16 protein-coding genes are annotated in these 19,536 nt (G+C 72.1%); 7 read left to right on the top strand and 9 right to left on the bottom strand.

All coding sequences use genetic code 11. The features are described 5' to 3' along the window. The first annotated feature begins 6 nt into the window (after nt 1-6). Nucleotides 7-1,026, top strand: a complete 1,020-nt coding sequence (locus tag IEY79_RS14775; RefSeq protein WP_189107909.1) for a hypothetical protein — start codon at nt 7-9, stop codon at nt 1,024-1,026. A gap of 63 nt (nt 1,027-1,089) precedes the next feature. On the opposite strand, the gene IEY79_RS14770 is transcribed toward IEY79_RS14775, so the two are convergent. The 5 genes from IEY79_RS14770 to IEY79_RS14750 all read right to left on the bottom strand — a co-directional run bounded on the left by IEY79_RS14770 (nt 1,090) and on the right by IEY79_RS14750 (nt 7,166). Next, complete coding sequence (locus tag IEY79_RS14770) at nt 1,090-2,625, bottom strand: phytoene desaturase family protein (protein ID WP_189107908.1); 1,536 nt, start codon at nt 2,623-2,625, stop codon at nt 1,090-1,092. Nucleotides 2,626-2,737: 112 nt separating this feature from the next. Then, complete coding sequence (locus tag IEY79_RS14765; RefSeq protein WP_189107907.1) at nt 2,738-3,346, bottom strand: DUF4126 domain-containing protein; 609 nt, start codon at nt 3,344-3,346, stop codon at nt 2,738-2,740. A gap of 283 nt (nt 3,347-3,629) precedes the next feature. Then, the gene (locus IEY79_RS14760; RefSeq protein WP_189107906.1) at nt 3,630-4,238 is read right to left on the bottom strand and encodes a TetR/AcrR family transcriptional regulator; all 609 of its coding nucleotides are present in this window, start codon (nt 4,236-4,238) and stop codon (nt 3,630-3,632) included. Between the two features lie 38 nt (nt 4,239-4,276). Further along, nucleotides 4,277-6,394: a YhgE/Pip family protein gene (locus tag IEY79_RS14755; RefSeq protein ID WP_189107905.1), complete on the bottom strand. Its 2,118-nt coding sequence runs from the start codon at nt 6,392-6,394 to the stop codon at nt 4,277-4,279. Further along, nucleotides 6,366-7,166 carry an ATP-binding cassette domain-containing protein gene (locus IEY79_RS14750; protein WP_189107904.1) on the bottom strand — a complete coding sequence of 267 codons (801 nt, stop codon included), beginning with the start codon at nt 7,164-7,166 and terminating at the stop codon, nt 6,366-6,368. The genes IEY79_RS14755 and IEY79_RS14750 overlap by 29 nt, the downstream gene beginning before the upstream one ends. 159 nt (nt 7,167-7,325) lie before the next feature. Between IEY79_RS14750 and IEY79_RS14745 the strand changes: the two genes are divergently transcribed. The 3 genes from IEY79_RS14745 (at nt 7,326) to IEY79_RS14735 (ending at nt 9,425) form a co-directional block, all read left to right on the top strand. Next, on the top strand, nt 7,326-7,865 hold the full coding sequence (locus IEY79_RS14745) for an SAV_6107 family HEPN domain-containing protein (protein WP_189107903.1): 540 nt from the start codon (nt 7,326-7,328) through the stop codon (nt 7,863-7,865). 93 nt (nt 7,866-7,958) lie between these two features. Beyond that, a complete protein-coding gene (locus tag IEY79_RS14740) occupies nt 7,959-8,744 on the top strand; it encodes a class I SAM-dependent methyltransferase (RefSeq protein WP_189107902.1) in 786 nt (261 codons plus the stop codon). A 285-nt stretch (nt 8,745-9,029) separates the two neighbouring features. After that, a complete protein-coding gene (locus tag IEY79_RS14735; protein WP_189107901.1) occupies nt 9,030-9,425 on the top strand; it encodes an SCO2097 family morphological protein in 396 nt (131 codons plus the stop codon). Between the two features lie 348 nt (nt 9,426-9,773). Here the strand turns inward: IEY79_RS14735 and IEY79_RS14730 are convergent, their stop codons facing one another. From IEY79_RS14730 to IEY79_RS14715, 4 genes are all read right to left on the bottom strand, one after another. After that, complete coding sequence (locus IEY79_RS14730) at nt 9,774-12,197, bottom strand: transglutaminase TgpA family protein (RefSeq protein WP_189107900.1); 2,424 nt, start codon at nt 12,195-12,197, stop codon at nt 9,774-9,776. Beyond that, nucleotides 12,194-13,552 carry a DUF58 domain-containing protein gene (locus IEY79_RS14725; RefSeq protein WP_189107899.1) on the bottom strand — a complete coding sequence of 453 codons (1,359 nt, stop codon included), beginning with the start codon at nt 13,550-13,552 and terminating at the stop codon, nt 12,194-12,196. The genes IEY79_RS14730 and IEY79_RS14725 overlap by 4 nt, the downstream gene beginning before the upstream one ends. Next, nucleotides 13,552-14,589, bottom strand: a complete 1,038-nt coding sequence (locus IEY79_RS14720) for an AAA family ATPase (protein ID WP_189107898.1) — start codon at nt 14,587-14,589, stop codon at nt 13,552-13,554. The genes IEY79_RS14725 and IEY79_RS14720 overlap by 1 nt, the downstream gene beginning before the upstream one ends. Nucleotides 14,590-14,793: 204 nt before the next feature. Continuing rightward, complete coding sequence (locus tag IEY79_RS14715) at nt 14,794-15,357, bottom strand: beta-class carbonic anhydrase (protein ID WP_189107897.1); 564 nt, start codon at nt 15,355-15,357, stop codon at nt 14,794-14,796. A 377-nt stretch (nt 15,358-15,734) separates the two neighbouring features. Here IEY79_RS14715 and rsmH point away from each other — a divergent pair, with 377 nt between their 5' ends. From rsmH to IEY79_RS14700, 3 genes are read left to right on the top strand one after another with little or no spacing between them, the layout of a single operon-like run. Then, nucleotides 15,735-16,691 carry a 16S rRNA (cytosine(1402)-N(4))-methyltransferase RsmH gene (gene rsmH / locus IEY79_RS14710; RefSeq protein ID WP_189107896.1) on the top strand — a complete coding sequence of 319 codons (957 nt, stop codon included), beginning with the start codon at nt 15,735-15,737 and terminating at the stop codon, nt 16,689-16,691. Continuing rightward, complete coding sequence (gene ftsL / locus IEY79_RS14705; RefSeq protein ID WP_373292542.1) at nt 16,688-17,338, top strand: cell division protein FtsL; 651 nt, start codon at nt 16,688-16,690, stop codon at nt 17,336-17,338. The genes rsmH and ftsL overlap by 4 nt, the downstream gene beginning before the upstream one ends. A gap of 4 nt (nt 17,339-17,342) precedes the next feature. Next, nucleotides 17,343-19,361: a peptidoglycan D,D-transpeptidase FtsI family protein gene (locus IEY79_RS14700; protein ID WP_189107895.1), complete on the top strand. Its 2,019-nt coding sequence runs from the start codon at nt 17,343-17,345 to the stop codon at nt 19,359-19,361. Nucleotides 19,362-19,536: the final 175 nt, after the last annotated feature.

The following is a 19,536-nucleotide window of genomic DNA, read 5'->3' as shown; positions in this document are numbered from 1 at the left end:
GCGGGCATGGGCTGGACGGTCCTCTACATCGCGTTCGGCATCGTCGCGCTGTGGCTGCTGGGCGAAGTACTGCTCCAGTACAAGGCGCGGCTCCGTTGGCGGCTTCTCGCCTTCACCGGTTTCGTCGGCGTGGTGCTGGGTGTCCTGCTCGCCTCCGTCCCGGTCATCGCGGTCGGCGCGATCGCGTTCGCGGTCGGCCAGACCTATGTGACGCTCTCGTTCCGCCGCGGCTTCTCCACCGGCTGGGCGATCGGCGGCAGCCCCGGCGCCAGCCGGCGCCGCAGGGCCGGCGGCGGTGAGGCCGAGGTCCGCGAACCGAGCCTGGAAGTCTCGGACTTGGAGTACCAACCTGTCGCCGCGAACCTCGCGGAGGCCGCCGGTCCCGTCCCCGACGAGCCCCCGTACGCCGCCTCCGTCTACGAGCCGGAGCCCATGCCGGACGAGACCGGGCAGTACGGCGTGTACAGCGACGCCGCCTACCAGGCGACCCAGTACGGCGACTACGACCCGTACCACGGTTACGACGCGCCGGCGGGCCAGGACGCCTACGCCGGTCACGACGCGTACGCCGGCCAAGGCCAGGGCCCCCAGGACGGATACGGCACCTCCGACGTCTACGCGGCCCCTGACCCGTACGCGAGCCAGGGCCAGGACGTGTACGGCGGCCAGGACGCGTACGGCGCCCAACAGGACCCGTACGCGGCGCAGAACGGCCAGGGCGGGCAGTACGACTACGGCACGGGGCAGCAGCAGTACGCCGCCTACACCGACCCGTACAGCGGCGCGACCACCGGCGGCGAGTCCTACGGCTCGTACGACGGCTACGGCGGCCAGCAGCAGTACGCCGACCCCTACGGCGACCAGAACGGCCAGAGCGCCCAGCCCGAGTACGGCGCGGAGACGCCGCCCGGCGGGGTCTGGGTCCCGCAGCAGCGCGAGGGTGAGAACGTCCCCCCGATGCCGCAGCAGGAACCCCAGCAGTACGGCTACGACCCCAACTACGACGAGCAGCGCTACCGTTACTGACCTCCCCTGACGGGCGCTCAACTCCCGCCCGCTTCGGCTGAGTTCACGCGGCGGCGGAGCGGGTCAGCGCGAGCCGCGGAAGTCCGCGCCCTCGACGATCAGCCCGGCGACCAGCGCCCCCGACATCCCGGCGTGTGCCAGCCCGCCGCCCGGGTGCGCCTCGCCGCCGACGAGATACAGCCCCGGCAGCCGCGTGGTGTTCGCCGGATGCAGCAGCCGGCCTTCGGCTCCGGCCAGCGACGGCGCGGGCACCGAACCGCCGCGCGCCCCGGTCCGGTCAGCCGTGTCCGCCGGAGTACGGACCTCCCGCCAGCGCAGCCGCTCCCGCAGCTGAGGCACGGCGGCGCCCGCCACCTCCACGAGGACATCGGCGTACCGCTCACGCAGCCCCGGGTCCCTCCAGTCCACCGGACCCTGCGGTGCGACGGTCGCCGTGACGGTGACCGCCTCGTGCCCGTCGTCCGGACGCGCCGTCGGATCGTCGGGCCGCAGCACCGTGACCGTGGGACGCTCCGCCGTCCGCCCGGAGAAGACGGCGGCGGCCTCGCCGACGCCGGCGGGGGAGTGGACCACCGTACGGTGTGCCGTGCCCCGAGGCCTGCCTCCCCGCAGGGCCAGCAGCACCGTGAACCTGCCGGGGACCGACGGTGTTCCGCCCCCGCCACCGCCCTGCGGCCGTACGTCTGCGTCCCGCCACAACTCCTGGCCCGTCAGGGCGGCGGGAGCCGTGCCCGCCACCACATGGTCCGCCTCGACGACCGGGGAGGGGCCTGCCGACGCTCCCGGCGCCAGCTCGACACCGGCCGCGCGGCCGTCCTTCTCGACGATCCCGGTCACCTCGGCGTGGAAGACGAACTCCACCCTGCGCTCCAGGCACCGCTCGTACACCGCGTGCGCCAGCGCCCGCATCCCGCCCTGTACGTACCAGCTGCCGAAGGTCTGCTCCATGTACGGCAGCAGGGCCGCGCCCGCCGGGGCGTGCCTCGGATCCAGCCCGTACGACAGGGCGTACCCCTCCAGCAGCGCGGCGAGCCGCGGATCCGCCAGTTCCCACGCCCCCACCTCGGCGACGGTGCCCGCCAGCCGGGGCGCGCGCAGCAGCCTCCGCTGCCGGACGGCGGGATACGGATCGCGCCCCAGCGCCTGCCGGTCCGCGCGCAACGGCTCCTCCAGCAGAGGCCGCCGCGACCGGTCCCAGGCGTCCCGCGCCCGGCCGAGGAAGTCGCCCCAGCGCGCGCCCGCGCCCGCGCCGAGCGCGGCGTCCAGGGCCGCGACGACCCCGGCGCGCGACGCGTTCGGCAGCGACACATCGGTGCCGTCCGGGAAGACATGACGGCTCGCCGGGTCGACCTGGGTCATCCGCACGCACTCTTCGAGCGGCTTCCTGCCGGTCTTGACGAACAGATCCCGGTAGACGGCCGGCAGATGCAGCAGACCGGGCCCCGTGTCGTACGCGAACCCGTCCCGCTCGAACCGGCCGAGGGCCCCGCCGTACGTCGCGGAGCGCTCGTACACCGTCACCCGGTGCCCCGCCACCGCCAGCCGGGCAGCCGCCCCCATCGCGCCCATCCCGGCGCCGATCACCGCAATCCGTGCCATGGAAGTGGACCTTAGCGGCCCGTTTTTCCCCGGTCGCGCGCGGGAGGCTCGGCGGGCGGCGCCTGCCTCGGCGGAGCGGTGCTCGCAAGCGCCGGGACAGCGACCGCGGCGGTCAGAGTGGCGGCCACGTCGTGGCGATGCGCCGCTCCGCGCGTCTCTCCGCCCTGCGCCGCCAGTACCGCCGGATCTTCGAGGCCACGAAGAAGGTGGTCACGATGCCGATCAGCAGGAGGCCGCCCGCGACGATCGCCGCGGGGAGCGGGTGGAAGATCGCGAAGGTGATGATCCCGGCGACACCCAGGTCCTCCGCGGTGCTCACCGCGATGTTGCTGAAGGGCTCGGGCGAGGTGTTGACCGCCATCCTCGTACCGGCCTTCACCAGATGGCTCACCAGAGCGGTCGATCCGCCGGCCGCGCCCGCCGTGATCTCCGGGAGGGAGCCGCTCTGCCCGGCGAGCAGCGCCGCGACCACCGCGCCCGTGACCGGTCTGATCACGGTGTGCACGGAGTCCCAGACCGTGTCGACGTACGGGATCTTGTCCGCCACCGCCTCGCAGAGGAAGAGCGCGCCGACGACGATCAGGACGTCGGTGCGCTGGAGCGACTCGGGGACCTCGTCGGTCATCCCGGTCGCACCGAAGATGCCCAACAGGAGAACCACCGCATAGGCGTTGATCCCGCTGGCCCAGCCACTGGTGAAGACAAGGGGGAGTACGGACACGGAGGCGATCGTAGCCAGAGACTTGGCCGGACGGGTGAGCTCCGGAACGGGGGCGTGAGTATCCGTACCTAGTACATGAGATGAGTAGAGACGCGGATAGGCCCTCATCTGCGAAGACGGAAGAGTGAGGGGCACGGGAGGGGCGCGACGCCGAAACCGCCGGCACGGGGCGGCGGAGCGGCGTGGCACCCCGACCGCCACGGGGTGGGCGGTGCGTCGCTCCGGTCGGGTCGAGTGAGGACGCCCGGTCGGAGCGGCGCACTTTCCGTTGCCCGGCGCCGCGTCAGCTTCCGCCCACCCGGCCGTGCAGCAGCAGCGAGAGCGCCGAGTGCACGTCGTCGATCGACCGCTCGGGCTGGAACGCCTGCCAGTCCAGGGCCGCCACCAGCACCATCCCCACCAGCGCCGCGGCGGTCAGCGGAATGTCGATCTCACGGCTGAGCTCACCGCCCTCGATCCCCTCCTGGAGCACCTTCTCCACGACGGCGACGGCCCGCTGACGCACCACCAGTAACGTCGACTGCCACGCGCGGTTGGTGCGCCAGAGCTCGGCCACGTACAGCTGGGTGAAGGCCGGGTAGCGGTCGATGAAGGCGAGCCCCGCGCGGACCATGGCGTCCAGCGCCTCGACGCTGGTCCCGCCGCGCTTCGCCGTCTCGTCGGCCGCGGTCTGGAGGGAGGCCGTGAGCAGGCCCACGCCGTGCCGCAGGAGCTCCTCGAACAGCTCGTTCTTGTTCTTGAAGTTGTAGTAGACCGTGCCCTTGGCGACTCCGGCGCGCTCGGCGATCTCGTCCACGGTCGTCGCCGAGAAGCCCTGTTCGGCGATGAGCGTCACCGCGGCCTCGTAGAGCTTCTGACGGGTGGCCTGCCGGCGGGTGCTGCTCCTGTCCATGCGGCCGATTCTCACAGGTGCCGGGGGACGCGTCCGACTCACAGGCTCAATTCGGGATGGAGCCGGTCCACGGTCCACACCTGCCCGCGGCGCGCGGAGACGGCGGTCAGCGCCAGCGCGCCTGCGGTGAACGCCGCGAGTACGGCGCAGCCCCGCCACACCGGTCCGAGACCGCCGCCCGTGATGAGGACGCGCAGCGACTCCACCACGTAACTCATCGGCAGGAAGGGGTGGATGGCGTTGAAGAAGCCCGGACTGGTCTGTACGGGGTACGTGCCGCCCGCCGAGGTCAGCTGGAGCATCAGCACGGCGAGTACGAGGATCCGGCCCGCCGCACCGAAGCGGGCGTTCAGCCACTGCACGATCGCGGCGAAGCAGCAGGTGACCAGCGCCAGGAAGCCGACCGTACCGACCGGGCGGGTCATCTGGAGCCCGAGTCCCCAGTGCAGTACGGACATGAGCGCGCCCACCTGGAGCAGGCCGATGCCCACCACCAGCAGCCAGCCCGCGACGGCGATCCGCCGGGCGGAGGCACCGGCGGCGAGGGCACGCCGGTTGAGCGGCCGGATGAGCATGTACGCCACCATCGCGCCGACCCAGAGGGAGAGCGGGATGAAGTAAGGGGCGAAACCGGTGCCGTAGTTGGGGGCTTCGTGCGTGGACCGGGAGGCGAGGTGGACGGGGTCGGCCATCACCTCCGTACGGAGGTCGCGGTCGCTCTTGCCGTAGTCCGGGATCTTGCCCACGCCGTCGTGGAGTCCTACGGCGAGATCGGAGGAGCCGCCGACGAGCTTGAAGAGACCGCCGTCCAGGCCGGCCGCCCCGGACCGCAGCTTTCCGACGCCGGTGTCCAGGTCGGCGGAGCCCTTCTTGGCGCTGGAGAGACCGGTGTGCAGTGCGTCGGCGCCCTTGGCGACCTTCCTGGCGCCGGAGTTGAGCTGGTTGATCTTGGCGACGGCCGTCCTGAGGTCCTCGTCCAGATGAGGGGCGCGTTCGGCGAGGGCGTGCGCCTGCTTCTGGAGCTTCGCCAGCCGGCCGTCGAGCTTCGTCAGATCACCGCTGTTGTCCTTGACCAGGGTGTTGACGCGGTCGGCGACCCGGGCGGCGTCGGCAGCCGCGGTCATGGCGCGCTTCAGGGCGGGACAGGCGGTGGGGTCGGGGACGCCGTCGGGGGCGCCGGCTTCCTGGGCCGTTGCCGCCTTCTCGCAGCGTGTCCGGTGGATGCCGGCGAGATCGGCGGACGCCTCGTGGGCGGCGGTCGCCGCCAAGGGCGCGCCCTTCACGAGGCCGTCGAGGCTGCCGCGCATCGCCCCGGAGGAGTCGGCGACCAGACGGGCGGTGTCGGCGATGGTGCCGCCGTTGTCCCTCAGATACGGACTCAAGCCCCCTGCCGCCCCGTTGACCTTGTCGGCGAGCGCCCGCGTGCCGGCGGAGACCTTCCGTGAGCCCTTCTCCAGATCCCCCGCGCCCTTGTCGAGCTTCTTCACGCCACCCGCCAGTTCGCCGCTGCCCGCCTTCGCGTCCTTCAGGCCGTCCGCGAGGTCCTTGGATCCCTTCTTGGCCGTGCCGACACCGCCCTTGAGCTTGTCGGCGCCCTCGGCGGCCTTCTCCGTCGCGTCGTGGATGCCGGAGAAGGAGATGAAGATCCGGTCGAGGAAGGAGCGCGAGGCCTTGGTCGACGCCGCCGTCCGTATCTCGCTGAAGACGGTCCGGGAGATCTGGCCGACGATGTAGTTGTTGGCGTCGTTCGTACGGACCTGGAGTGCGGACGTCCGCGGCGCGTCGCCCGAACCGGACGCGATCCGCCGGCTGAAGTCCGCGGGCATGGTCAGCGACAGGTAGTACGAGCCGTCCGCCACGCCCGCGCGGGCCTCGGCGCCGCTCACCTCGTGCCAGTCGAAGACCTCGCTCTTCCGCAGGCCCCGGGTGATGTCGTCGCCGGCGGCGATCTTCTCGCCGGACACGGTGGCGCCGCTGTCGTCGTTGACCAGCGCGACGGGTACGCGGTCGAGCCGGCCGTACGGGTCCCAGAAGGACCACAGGTAGAGCGCGCCGTACAGCAGCGGCAGAAGTGTGATCGCGACCAGCGCGGCGCGCGGGAGGCGCCCCCTGCCGAACCGCTTGAGTTCAAGCGCGGCCAGTCCCGGCGAGCGCATCGGCCGTCCCCTCCTCTGTCGTGTCCCGGGTCGTTCCCTCGGTCGTGTCTCCGGCCGTGTCCTCGGTACGGAGGCGTGTGCCGGCCGTCCGGAGGGTGGCGATGCCGGCGGGTGCCTGGGCGCAGACGGCGACAACGGTCGTTCCACCGGCGGCGACGGATCTCAACAGGTCCCAGGCGACGGTGCGTTCGGCGTCGGAGAGGCCCAGGCCGAGGTCGTCGACGGCGATCAGACGTGGCCGGCCGAGGAGCGCCAGGGCCACAAAGAGGCGCAGCGCCTCCAGCCGTTCCAGATCGCGTACGGCGGTGCGTTCGCCCTTGGGCAGGTCCGCGAGGTCGAGTCCCACGGCCGCCTTCGCGTCGGCGGTCACGGTCCGTACCTCGTCGGCCCGTTCGGCGCGCGACCGCAGCAGCGCGCGGAGCGAGCCTCCCAGGGAGGCGTCGAACCGGCGGCGGAGCAGGGCCCGTTCACGCAGATGCTCGGCGACGGTCAGGGCCGGATCGAGTTCGCTCACGCCGGGGACAGGGCCCAGCGCGCTGATCCGGCGCACGGCCGCCATCGCGCGCGGCACCCGCAGACCGTCGATCTCCGCCCAACCGGCCGTGGGACGCATCCGCCCGGTGAGCGCCAGCAGGAGGCAGGTACGGCCCGTGCCGGACGCGCCCTCGATCGCGAGGATCCCGCCGGGGGGCACGTCGAGGCCGACATCGCGGAAGACCCAGCCCCGCGGTCCCTTCAGCCCGAACCCCTCGGCGACGACCGCGGCTCCCATACGCCCTCCCCGGATTTTTGCACTGACCAGTCAGTGCAAAAACTACCCCGCGCCTTCGTGCGAAGCAAAAGCGCAGGTCAGGGCCGATTGTCAGTGGCGTACTCCACGATGGACACATACGGCCACAGAGCCGTCACAGAGACGACCAGGAGGTTCGTCATGGCCAGTTCCTACGCCGCAGCCGCACACCGGCGAAGCACAGGCGGCCCTGCCCCCTCACTGACCGGCGCCGCGACCGATGTCCACCCCGTCCTGAGGCGCGCCACCGCGCCGCCCGCCGCCCTCGACCTGCTCGCCCAGGCCCGCTCGGGACTGGACGAGGCCGCCACACTCGAAGCGCCCAACGAGCGCTACGCCACGGCACATCTGGCCGCCCTGCGCACCGCGGCGGCGGTCCTCGCCGCCCGTGGCCGCCCCGAGCCCACGAGCCCGCGCCGCAGGCGCATACGGAGCGCCTGGGAAGTCCTGCCCGAGATCGCCCCCGAGCTCACCGAGTGGAGCGCCCTGTTCGCCTCGGGAGCCGGCCGCAGGGCGCGGGCGGAGGCGGGCATCCAGGGCGCGGCGAGCAGCCGCGACGCGGACGATCTGCTGCGCGACGTGGCGATGTTCCTGCGCCTCGTGGAGCGGCTGCTCGTGCTCGAACCGGTGCTGCCCCGGCCGAGGGCCGAACAGCCGGAGAAAGGCGGCGCCGTTGGGTGACGGGGACGGCCGACGGAGGCAATAGGCTGTGCGGTGCCTGCACCGATCACGCCCCGCGACCTGGGGCGGCACCGCGCCGAGGAGTCAACTGCCGTGTCGGACCCTTCCCCTGCCTTCGGTGGAGAGACGCCGTCGCGCCCCCGTAGCTCCCTGCGCACCGCCGTGGTCTGGGAGGTGCTCAAGGTCGCCCTCGAAAGCCGCGCCGCCGCGGTGGGTACGGCCGGCCTGGACGTCCTCGACACCGGGGGCGGCACGGGCAACTTCGCCGTGCCCGTGGCCCGCCTCGGGCACCGGGTGACCGTCGTCGACCCCAGCCCCAACGCACTGTTCGCGCTGGAGCGCCGGGCGGCCGAGGCCGGTGTCGCCGACCGTGTCACCGGCGTGCAGGGCGACATCCACGGCCTGTTCGAGGTGGTGGGGCGCGGCGGCTACGACGCGGTGCTCTGCCACGGTGTCCTGGAGTACGTCGACGACCCCGCCGAGGGCGTCCGGAACGCGGTCGAGGCGCTGCGCCCCTCGGGTGCGCTCAGCCTGCTCGCGGCGGGCCTCGGCGGTGCCGTCCTCGCCAGGGCGCTCGCCGGGCACTTCACCGAGGCCCGGCAGGCGCTCACGGACCCCGCCGGCCGCTGGGGCGAAGGGGACCCGGTGCCCAGGCGGTTCACCGTCGAGATGCTCACGGAGCTGGTCGACAAGGCCGGTGTCGATGTGGGCGCGGTACACGGCGTGCGGGTCTTCTCCGACCTGGTTCCCGGTGTTCTGGTGGACACTCAGCCGGGCGCTCTGGAAGCCCTCCTGAAGCTGGAGGCGGCCGCCGCCGAACTGTCGTCCTTCCACTCCGTCGCGAGCCAGTTGCACGTCCTGGGGGAGAAGCGGGCCTGACGGCGGACGTCCCGGAGCGCTGATCGCGGGGCTGATCAGCAACGCAGCTCTGGATGGAGTGCGCCACAGGCCCCCCGGCAAAGCCTCCGGCGCCGTATGATCGGGGTACGCCTTCCGGCATGACGGGTCGACGGTTGGGGAATCAACGCCTCAGCGGCCGAGTCGGCATGGCGGCCCGGATTGGCGAAATGGCGTAGAGGGCGGGTTTCACGGGGGCGATTCCCTGCCTATCCTGAAGGGGCCGCATACCGGTCGCCCCCCGCGACCGACGACTAGGAGGACTCCGTGCCGCTCTCGGAGCACGAGCAGCGAATGCTCGAGCAAATGGAGCGAGCGCTGTACGCCGAAGATCCCAAGTTCGCGACAGCGCTTGAGGGAAGCGGGCTGCGTAGGTACACCCGGCGACGGGTCTACCAGGCGGTCGTCGGCTTTCTGGTGGGTATCGCGCTCCTCATGACCGGTATGGTCGCCAAGCAGATCTGGATCGGCGTGGTGGGATTCCTCGTCATGCTGGGCTGCGCGGTCCTCGCGGTCACCGGCTGGCGCAAGGCCCCGAAACCGGGTGAGCAGCAGCCGTCCGGGGAAGCCACGGCCGACCGACGACAACCTCGGCAGCGCCGCTCGTTCATGAACCGGATCGAGCAGCGATGGCAGCGCCGCCGTGACGAGCAGGGTCAGTAGGACGGCGCAGAGGTACCCGAGCCAAGCTTGTAGTAGTGGTGCGGCTGCCGGGAGACACGGCAGATACGGGTGAGGGGCGGACGCGAGAACGCGTCCGCCCCTCACCCATTTCCGTCCACGGCCCCATCTCCGCCCACGGCGCCGTACCCCCGCCCGGTATCCCGCCCCCCGGCGTCCCTGGCGCGCCTCCCGTCCTGTCCCGCCTCACCACCGGGCTCCCGGAGCCTGCCCCGGGAGCCCTCAGCCTCTTGCCCCGGACCCCGGACCCCGGACACACCGCGGGGGCGGGGTACGAGGCCCGGAAGCCGCCTCGTACCCCGCCCCCGCGGACGGTCCTGTCCCGCCCGCTCAGCCCCGCTGCCGGGACGGCCTGCTGAACAGCGCCGCCGCCCTGCGGGCCAGCTCCAGGCGGTGCACTCCCCAGCGGTCCGTGACGGCCGCCCAGCGCTCGGACAGCGCCCACATCACCCGAATGGACGAGCGAGGCAGGAGAAGCGCGCGCTGCCTGGTCCAGCCGCTCACCCCTTCGCCCAGGCCCGCGCGCACCCGCTGGACCTCGTCGGCGAGGCCCGTGACGGGCCGTGGCTCCGGCGCGTACAGCACCTGCTCCACCGCACGTGCCACCCGGAACACGGCGTTGGCGGCCTCACCCTCCAGCCTCCCCAGCCGCACGATCCGGGCCGCCGTCCTGCGCGGGGTCTGCGCATCGTCGGGACGGATGCCGTGGTCCCAGGCCGTGTCGATGATCTCCCGCCAGACGCCCAGCACCCGCGCCGTGGCATCGGCGGGCGTACGGCCCCCGGAACCGAGACGCCGGGCCCGGGCCCGGACCCGCCACAGCAGTGGCAGGAGTGGCAGCAGCAGCGCGGCCAGGACGCCCAGCGTGATGCCGACGATCGTCCCCGCGGACGTACCCGAGTCGCTCGGCGGCAGCGCACCCGCCTGCGCCGTCGAGCCGCAGTCGCCGATCCTGGCCGCCTGGGGCGGGCAGCTGTCCGAGGCGGACGGCTGCGAACTCGGCGCGGACGAAGCGCTGGCCTCGGGCTGGGACGCATCGCTCGGGTCGCCCGAAGGCGCCTCCGGGATGGTGTAGTCCGGTGCGCTGCCCCGGCTCGGCGTCGGCTCGAAGCGGGTCCAGCCGACCCCCTCGAAGTACAGCTCGGGCCAGGCGTGCGCGTCCCGGAGCCCGACGGACATCGTGCCGTCCGACTGCGGGGTGCCCGGGGTGAAGCCCACCGCCACCCGGGCCGGGATGCCCAGCGTGCGGGCCATGGCCGCCATCGAGAACGAGAAGTGGACGCAGAAGCCCTGCTTCTCCCTGAGGAAGCGGGTGATGGCCGAGGCGCCCGTGCCGGACGCGACCTGCGTGTCGTACGTGAAGCCGCCGTCCACGGCGAACCAGTCCTGGAGTCGGACAGCTCTCTCGTAGTCGTTCGCCGCGCCCTCGGTCACCTCGCGCGCGGTGGCCTCGACCTCCTCCGGAAGGACGTCGGGCACCTTCGTGTACTCACGCACCAGCGAGGCCGGCGGCCGGGGCGCCGCCGCGAGCTGCTCACGGGTCGGTTCCACCAGCAAGCTGCTCACCTGGTACTGCGCGCCCCGCGTCGTCTCGCCCCGGTCGCCGACCAGCGTCCGGCCGCTCGGTTCGAAGCGCCAGCGCCCCTCGATCTCCACCTGCGAGGCCGGATAGGGCATCGGCAGATAGTTCTGCCGGTACCAACCGGCGGCGGAGATGCTCGTCTTGATCTCGGTGGTCCTGACGTCACCGTTCAGACCGGGCGGATTGGGCAGCCTGTTCGGCACGTCCTCGACACTGCGCTGGGAGAACCGCCAGGACGTACCGTCGAAGTCGTCCAGCGCCATGATCCGCAGATACAGATTCTGGGTGCTCTCCGCGTTCGTCCGGTACCGCAACGCCTCCCGGTCCTCTGGCTGGTTGAGGTTGTCCTGGAGCGAGACGAGCGGGTTGACGGCGGAGATCGTGCCACCGCCCAGACCCGAACCCGTCCCGGCCCCGGTGCCGTTGAGCAGTCCGCCGTTCAACGACGGCAGCGCGGCGGGCACGACGAGCGCGATTCCGAGGGCCATCACACCGATACGGTGACCCGCGCGGATCGGCGCGGCGGCCCCGCCCCCGGTGTCCATCCCGGCGGCGGTACGGCCCGGGGCGCGCGGAGCGCCGCCGAAGACCCGCCCCCACTGGGAGAGCCGGTCCCGGCCCTCGGCCAGCAGCAACAGCAGATAGCCGCCGGCCGCGAGCAGGAACCAGAGCCAGGAGGCCGCGCCGCCGTTGAGACCGGCGGCGACCGAGTACAGCGCGAGCAGCGGCAGTCCCGCCGGGGCCGCGCTGCGGAACGTCACGGCGAGCGCGTCCACGGCGAGTCCGATGACCAGCACACCGCCGACCAGCATCAGCTTGATGCCGTCGGTCGCCGGGGCGGGGATCGCGTACCGCCCGACGTCCTCGCCGCCCGCGTTCAGCAGTTCGCCGAAGCGCTGGAAAACCTCGGGGCCGGGCAGCAGACCGAGCACCGCGTGCTCCGAGGCGAACACCACCGTGAGCATCAGCAGCCCGACGACCGCCTGGAGCGCCACGATCAGCGTCCTGGCCAGCGGCACCCGACGGCCGAGCGCGCCCGCCCCGACCAGCACCGCCACCATGAACGCCGCCTGGAGGAGCCAGGTGGCGGGATCGACCAGGGGCAGCAGCGCGCCCGCCGACATCAGCGTGGCGGCGAACGCGCACAGCGCCAGCCTCCCGCGACCGCTCATGACCATCCTCCGGAGAAACCTGCCGAGCCCTGGGTCGCACCCGACTCGGTGCGCTGTTGTGCCGCGAGCTGCCACAGGTCCGGGAGCGCGGACCCGGCGGGCACCGCGAGGGCCGTCCAGCCGGACTCCCGCAGCTGCCTCAGCCGGTCCTGCACCCGCGCGGGCGGTTCACCGCCGTCCTGGAGCCAGCCGGAGCTGTCCAGGACGAAGGCCACCGCGGCGCCGCTGCGGTGCCGCATTCGGCCGGCCACGGCCGTCTGCTCCTCGTCGAGATCACCGAGGAAGGCGATGAGCAGCCCCTCGGTGCCGCTGCGCAGCACGTCGTACGCGCGCGACAGCCCCGCTCCGTCGGAGTGGTCGACGACCGCGAGCGTGTCCATCATCAGTCCGGCCGCGTCCGCGGACTCCTGCGTCGAACCGGCGAATCCGTCCGCGCCCTCGCCGGGCACCGAACTCCCCGTGTCCGTCAACAGCCTTACGGCGAAGCCCCGTTCCAGCATGTGCACCAGCGCGGACGCCGCGCCCGACACCGCCCACTCGAAGGCGGAGTCGGGGCCCGCGCCCTGGTAGGCGAGCCGCCGGGTGTCGAGCAGCACCGTGCATCTGGCCCGCTGCGGCTGCTCCTCACGCCGCACCATCAGCTCGCCGTAGCGCGCCGTGGAACGCCAGTGCACCCGGCGCAGGTCGTCACCGTGCCGGTACCCGCGCGGAATGACGTCGTCCTCGCCGGCCAGCGAGAGCGAGCGCTGCCGCCCGTCGCCGTACCCCGCGGTCGCTCCCGCCAGCCGGACCGGTGGCAGCGGCTCCGTGCGCGGGATGACCGTCAGGATGTCCTGTGCGCTGAAGGAACGCGTCAGCTCGCACATCCCGAACGGGTCGCTCAGCCTGAGCTGGAGCGGCCCGAGCGGATAGCGCCCGCGCAGGTCCGAGCGCACCCGGTAGGAGACCTCGCGGCGCCCGCCCGCCTCCACCCGGTCCAGGACGAACCGCGGGCGCGGGCCCAGCACGTACGGCACATGGTCCTGGAGCATCAGCAGACCGGTGGGCAGCCGCGACACGTTGTCCATCCGCAGATGGACACGGGCCTCGGACCCCGAGGGCACCCGCGACGGCGAGAGCCGCCTGCTGCCGGCGACCCGGTAGCGCGTGCGGTACAGCACGCCCACACAGACCAGCGGCAGCACCGCGAGCAGCATCCCCACCCGGAGCAGATCCGCCTGGCCGAGGACATAGGCACAGACGGCCGCCGCTATGCCCGCGGCGAAGAACGACCGGCCACGGGTGGTGAGACCGCCCAGCGCCGCCCGCAGCCCGCCCTTGTCCCCGGCCTCCGAGGGGGCGGCGCCGGGCTCCATCACAGCCGCCGGACGCCCGGCTGCTGCCGGTCGTAGAGCGGCGCGGCGGCCACGGGAGCCTGCCGGCCTCCGTCGGCCGTCGGCACCGGGACGCGCTGGAGGATCTCCTGCACCACCTGCTCGGCGGTCCGGCGGTTGAGCTGTGCCTGCGCCGTCGGCAGCAGCCGGTGCGCGAGCACCGAGACCGCCAGCGCCTGCACGTCGTCCGGCAGCGCGTACTCCCGGCCGCTCAGGGCCGCGGACGCCTTCGCCGCGCGCAGCAGATGCAGCGTCGCGCGAGGCGACGCGCCCAGTCTGAGATCCGGGTGGTTACGCGTGGAACCGACCAGCTCCACCGCGTACCGCCGCACGGAGTCGGCCACATGGACCTTCCGTACGGCGTCGATCAGCTTCACGATGTCGTGCGCGTGGGCCACCGGCTGGAGGTCGTCCAGCGGCGAGACCCCGCCGTGCACGTCCAGCATCTCCAACTCGGCCTCCGCACTCGGATAGCCGATGGAGACCCTGGCCATGAAACGGTCGCGCTGCGCCTCGGGCAGCGGATAGGTGCCCTCCATCTCGACCGGGTTCTGCGTCGCCACCACCATGAAGGGGCTGGGCAGTTCGTACGTCTGCCCGTCGACGGTGACCTGGCGCTCCTCCATCGACTCCAGCAGCGCAGACTGTGTCTTCGGCGAAGCGCGGTTGATCTCGTCGCCGATCACGATCTGCGCGAAGATCGCCCCGGGCTTGAACTCGAAGTCGCGCCGCTGCTGGTCATAGATGGAGACCCCGGTGATGTCCGAGGGCAGCAGGTCAGGCGTGAACTGGATACGCCGCACCGAGCAGTCGATGGAGCGTGCGAGCGTCTTGGCCAGCATCGTCTTGCCGACGCCGGGGACATCCTCGATGAGGAGATGTCCCTCGGCGAGCAGCACTGTCAGCGAAAGCCGTACGACCTCAGGCTTGCCCTCGATCACACCCTCCACCGATGCGCGCACACGCTCCGCTGTGGTGGTCAGATCTGTGAGGCTCGCTCGATCGTCATAGGTCGTCACCCGGCCCTCCTCGGCCCGTTCATACGGGCCGAGGCTCTTCTCACGGCCCGGCCCACCCCGACATACGGACGCCGCGCCCGGATGGTTCCGGAGCGCCGCCGTCACTCACGCATTCTTGTAGCCGTTACCGCTTCGTGTCACTCGCCTGTGGATAAGTGGGTGTGAATTGCCGGAGTTGCCGTGCTTCAGGGCCGGGCGACGCGATCAGCTCGCCGGGTCGACCTCCCGCAGAAGGCCCGTCGACACGTCGAACACGAAGCCCCGCACGTCGTCGGTGTGCAGAAGGAACGGAGACGTCCGCACCCGCTGCATCGACTGACGTACATCCTGGTCCACGTCCCGGAAGGACTCAACGGCCCAGGACGGACGCTGCCCGACCTCCATTTCCAGTTCGTGCCTGAAGTCCTCGGTGAGGGCTTCCAGGCCGCAGCCGGTGTGATGGATGAGTACGACGCTGCGGGTCTGGAGGGCCCGCTGGCTGATGGTGAGGGAGCGGATGACGTCGTCGGTGACGACGCCGCCCGCGTTGCGGATCGTATGACAGTCGCCGAGCTCCAGGCCCAGCGCGTCGTGCAGGTCGAGACGGGCGTCCATGCAGGCGACCACGGCGACGCGGAGCACGGGGCGGGCGTCCATCCCGGGGTCGGCGAAGTCCTTGGCGTAGAGGCGGTTGGCGTCCACGAGTCGATCGGTGACCGTGCCGTCGGTACGGGCCGCGCCGGTGGATGCCTGGGCGGACTCGGCGGGGAGGTTCGCTGAAGTCGACATACTTGTAGACGGTAATACTCACCCGCGCCGGGAGCCCGCTGTACGACGGGACAAACATCGTCAACGAGCCCCGGTGTGAGGTAAGCCACACAGATGGTGTCCGACCCGCGCACGATTCACCGGACGATCCGTGCCGCCGCTCCGCCCGCACCCGGCCGGGCGACGCGCTGGCCGGTTGATTGACCGGGAGGACCTGTGGACTAAAGTGACGCGAAGTTCACGGACATCCCCAACACTTACCGGAACACTCCCGGAATTCCCCCGCGTGTGCGGCGTACGTGCGGCTCGGCCTCCTCACGCTCGGCGGTACGTACAACCACGCCGGACCTGAGAGGGCGCATGAGCGACCGCAGCCAGCGAACCCGCGAGGCCCGGGTATGACCGCGACCCGGCACGTTCCGGTGATGCTCGACCGGTGCCTCCATCTGCTCGCCCCCGCCCTCGCCGAACCGGGCGCCGTCGTCGTCGACTGCACTCTCGGTCTCGGCGGCCACAGCGAGGCGCTGCTCAGCACCTTTCCCGCCGCGCGGCTGGTCGCGCTCGACCGCGACAAGGAGGCGCTGCGCCTCTCCGGCGAGCGCCTCGCCCCGTACGGCGACCGCGCCACCCTCGTCCACGCCGTCTACGACGAACTCCCCGACGTCCTCGACCGGCTGGGCATCCCGCGCGTCCAGGGCGTGCTCTTCGACCTCGGCGTCTCGTCCATGCAACTCGACGAGGCGGAGCGGGGATTCGCGTACGCCCAGGACGCCCCGCTCGACATGCGCATGGACCAGTCGGCCGGGATGAGCGCCGCCGAGGTCCTCAACACCTACGCGCCGGGCGAACTGGTACGGATCCTGCGGGCGTACGGCGAGGAGAAACAGGCCAAGCGCATCGTGTCGGCGATCGTCAGGGAACGCGCCGTCGAGCCCTTCACCAACAGCGCCCGCCTGGTCGAACTCATCCGTGACGCGCTCCCGCAGGCCGCCAAGCGCACCGGTGGCAACCCCGCCAAGCGCACGTTCCAGGCCCTGCGTATCGAGGTCAACGGCGAGCTGTCCTCCGTGGAAGCGGCCATCCCCGCCGCCGTGGGAGCCCTCGCCGTCGGCGGCCGTATCGCCGTACTCGCCTACCACTCCCTCGAAGACCGCCTGGTCAAGCAGGTCTTCGCGGCCGGCGCCGCCAACACGGCGCCGCCCGGCCTGCCCGTCGTACCCGAGCAGTACCAGCCGAGGCTCAGACTCCTGACGCGCGGCGCCGAACTGCCCACCGAGACCGAGATCGCCGAGAACCGGCGGGCCGCCCCCGCCCGGCTGCGCGGCGCGGAGCGGATCCGGGAGGCCGTGCGGTGAGGGGACCGGCCGGACAGCTGAGGGGGCGCGCCGCGCGGCTCGCCCGGCTGATGCCGACGACCGGGGCGAGCACCGCCGCGCGTACGCCCTTCGTCCTGCTGGTCGTTCTCCTCCTCGGCGGCGGGCTGATCACCCTGCTCCTGCTGAACTCCTCGCTCAACGCCGGGTCGTTCAAACTCAGCGAACTCAAGAAGCAGACCACCGACCTGACCGACGAGCAGCAGGCGCTCCAGCGGGATGTGGACAACCTCTCGGCGCCCGACGCCCTCCAGCACCGCGCCCGGCAGCTCGGCATGGTGCCCGGCGGCAGCCCCGCCTTCCTGAACCCGGACGGCAAGGTCAGCGGCGTCCCCTCCGAGGCCGACGCGCTCCCGTACGCCGGGCCTTCCGCCCTGGAGGCCTTCCCGCCCGTCGCGCCGAGCCTGCCGGCCTCGCTCGCGCCGTCCGTGTCCCCGTCGGCGTCACCCACGGACGCGGCGGTCTCCCCGTCCTCCTCGGAAGGACTCACGTCCGCGGACCCGTCGACCACGCCGAGCGCCCCGCCCGTCCCGTCCGCCCTTTCCTCCTCGGCCGACGCTCTCTCCACCGCGCCCCTCCCCGGACCGACGTCCGGCACGCCCACCACCCCGACGACCTCCGGCAGGTGACCCAGTGCCCCCCGAGCAACCACCGCGCCGCCGGGTCCCCGGCCCCGCGCGCTCCGGGAGCGGCGCCCGCCCCCGGCCCGAATCGCGCTCCCCGCGGCGTCCCTCGCCACGGCCCACCGGGCGCCCGCGGCGCCCCGACCCGGACCGCCCGCGCTCCCAGGCCGCGGCCCGCGGTTCGCAACGCATCCGGCTGAGCAGCCACCGCCCCCGGCTGCGCATGGTCAGCCTCGGACTGACCCTCGTCATGCTGGTCTTCGTCGTCCGGCTGCTCCAGGTCCAGGCCGTTGACGCCAGCGCCTACACCGCCAAGGCCGAGAAGAACCGCTTCACGAGCGTCACGCTGGCCGCCGAACGCGGTGAGATCACCGACCGTGCCGGCGTCGCCCTCGCCACCAGCGTCGACGCGCACGACATCACGGCCGACCCCAAGATGTTCACCCCCGAGGACAGCAACGTCGCCGACGCCCCCGAGCAGGCCGCCGCGCTCCTCGCCCCGATCCTCGACAAGGAGGCCGAGACGCTCGCCAGGCAGCTCTCCGCCCCCAAGTCCCGCTTCACGGTGCTCGCCCACCGCCAGACACCCCAGGTCTGGAACCAGATCAGCGATCTCAAGACCGTCCTCGCCGAGAAGGCCGAGAAGGCGCGCTCCGCCAAGGGCGCCAAGGCACCGGCCAGCGTCCTCGCCGGAGTCTTCCAGGAGCCCAGCAGCAAGCGCGTGTACCCCAACGGGGACCTCGCGGCCGGGATACTGGGATACGTCAACGCGGCCGGTCACGGAGGCGGCGGCGTGGAGTCCATGCTCGACGGGAAGCTGTCCGGCCAGGACGGCGAGATCACCTACGCGCACTCCGGCGGCCGCCGCGTCCCGACGGCGGACTCCGAGGAGACCCCGGCCGTCCCCGGTACGGACATCGAGCTCACCATCGACCGGGACATCCAGTGGGCCGCCCAGCGGGCGATCGCCGACCAGGTCCAGAAGTCGCAGGCGGACCGCGGTTACGTGATAGTGCAGAACACCCGGACGGGCGAGGTGCTCGCCATGGCCAACGCCCCCGGCTTCGACCCCAACGACCTCTCGCAGACCGACGGCGCCCGCATGGGCAACGCCGCGCTCCAGGACGCCTTCGAACCGGGCTCCACCAGCAAGGTCATGTCCATGGCCGCCGTGCTGGAGGAGAAGGCCGCCATCCCCGGCACCCATGTCACCGTGCCCAACCGGCTGCACCGCGGCGACCGTCTCTTCAAGGACGACATCGACCACCCCACGTGGTATCTCACCCTCAACGGCGTCCTCGCCAAGTCCAGCAACATCGGCACCATCCTGGCCACCGGACAGCTGGGCAGGACACAGCCCGAGGCCAACCGGGTCCTCCACTCCTATCTGCGTAAATTCGGCATCGGCAGCCCCTCGGGCCTCGGCTATCCCGGCGAGACCCAGGGCATCCTGGCCGATCCGAAGGACTGGTCGACCTCGCAGCAGTACACGATCCCCTTCGGCCAGGGACTGTCGGTCAACGCCATGCAGGCGGCCTCGGTCTACTCGACCATCGCCAACGGAGGCGTACGGATCGAGCCCACCCTGGTCCGGGGCACCCAGGGCCCCGACGGCCTCTTCACCCCCGCCGCCGCCCCCAAGAAGACCCGCGTCGTCAGCGAGAAGACAGCGAAGACGCTGGCCACCATGCTGGAGTCCGTGGTCTTCGACGAGGCGGGCACCGGCACCAAGGCCCGTATCCCCGGCTACCGCGTCGCCGGCAAGACGGGAACGGCCAACCGCGTCGACCCCGTGACCGGCCGCTACAAGGGCTACACCGCGTCGTTCGCGGGCTTCGCGCCCGCCGACGACCCGCAGATCACCGTCTACTGCGCCATCCAGAACCCGACCGAGGGCAGCTACTTCGGCGGCCAGATCTGCGGCCCCATCTACAAGGAGGTCATGGAGTTCGCTCTCAAGAGCCTCCAGGTCCCACCGACCGGTAGGAAATCAGATCCGCTGCCGGTCGAGTTCACGCCCGGCGAGTGACCCAGGGAACACCGCAGTGACAACGATCACCCCCGACTCGGGGAACCAAGACGACCCGTCCGTCACCCCACCGGACGGCTCCGGCACCCGGCCGCCCTCACTTGGCCCGGCCCCCGGTGAGCCCGGTACGCTCACCGCCGTGTCCCACGCAGATAACCACCGAACCGCCACAAAG

It is taken from the genome of Streptomyces camponoticapitis (assembly GCF_014646115.1).
In the GTDB taxonomy this organism is placed as follows: domain Bacteria; phylum Actinomycetota; class Actinomycetes; order Streptomycetales; family Streptomycetaceae; genus Streptomyces; species Streptomyces camponoticapitis.
Note: the sequence above shows the minus strand (reverse complement) of the source record. Positions and strands in the feature narration are given on the sequence as shown.

What these genes read in the sequence shown, in the direction of transcription:
- rsmH (WP_189107896.1), top strand. Translation starts at nt 15,735, where the DNA reads ATGACCGCGACCCGGCACGTTCCGGTGATGCTCGACCGGTGCCTCCAT.
- IEY79_RS14760 (WP_189107906.1), bottom strand. Translation starts at nt 4,238, where the DNA reads ATGGACAGGAGCAGCACCCGCCGGCAGGCCACCCGTCAGAAGCTCTAC.
- IEY79_RS14775 (WP_189107909.1), top strand. Translation starts at nt 7, where the DNA reads ATGGGCTGGACGGTCCTCTACATCGCGTTCGGCATCGTCGCGCTGTGG.
- IEY79_RS14745 (WP_189107903.1), top strand. Translation starts at nt 7,326, where the DNA reads ATGGCCAGTTCCTACGCCGCAGCCGCACACCGGCGAAGCACAGGCGGC.
- IEY79_RS14715 (WP_189107897.1), bottom strand. Translation starts at nt 15,357, where the DNA reads ATGTCGACTTCAGCGAACCTCCCCGCCGAGTCCGCCCAGGCATCCACC.
- IEY79_RS14755 (WP_189107905.1), bottom strand. Translation starts at nt 6,394, where the DNA reads ATGCGCTCGCCGGGACTGGCCGCGCTTGAACTCAAGCGGTTCGGCAGG.
- IEY79_RS14725 (WP_189107899.1), bottom strand. Translation starts at nt 13,552, where the DNA reads ATGGAGCCCGGCGCCGCCCCCTCGGAGGCCGGGGACAAGGGCGGGCTG.
- IEY79_RS14770 (WP_189107908.1), bottom strand. Translation starts at nt 2,625, where the DNA reads ATGGCACGGATTGCGGTGATCGGCGCCGGGATGGGCGCGATGGGGGCG.
- IEY79_RS14750 (WP_189107904.1), bottom strand. Translation starts at nt 7,166, where the DNA reads ATGGGAGCCGCGGTCGTCGCCGAGGGGTTCGGGCTGAAGGGACCGCGG.
- IEY79_RS14730 (WP_189107900.1), bottom strand. Translation starts at nt 12,197, where the DNA reads ATGAGCGGTCGCGGGAGGCTGGCGCTGTGCGCGTTCGCCGCCACGCTG.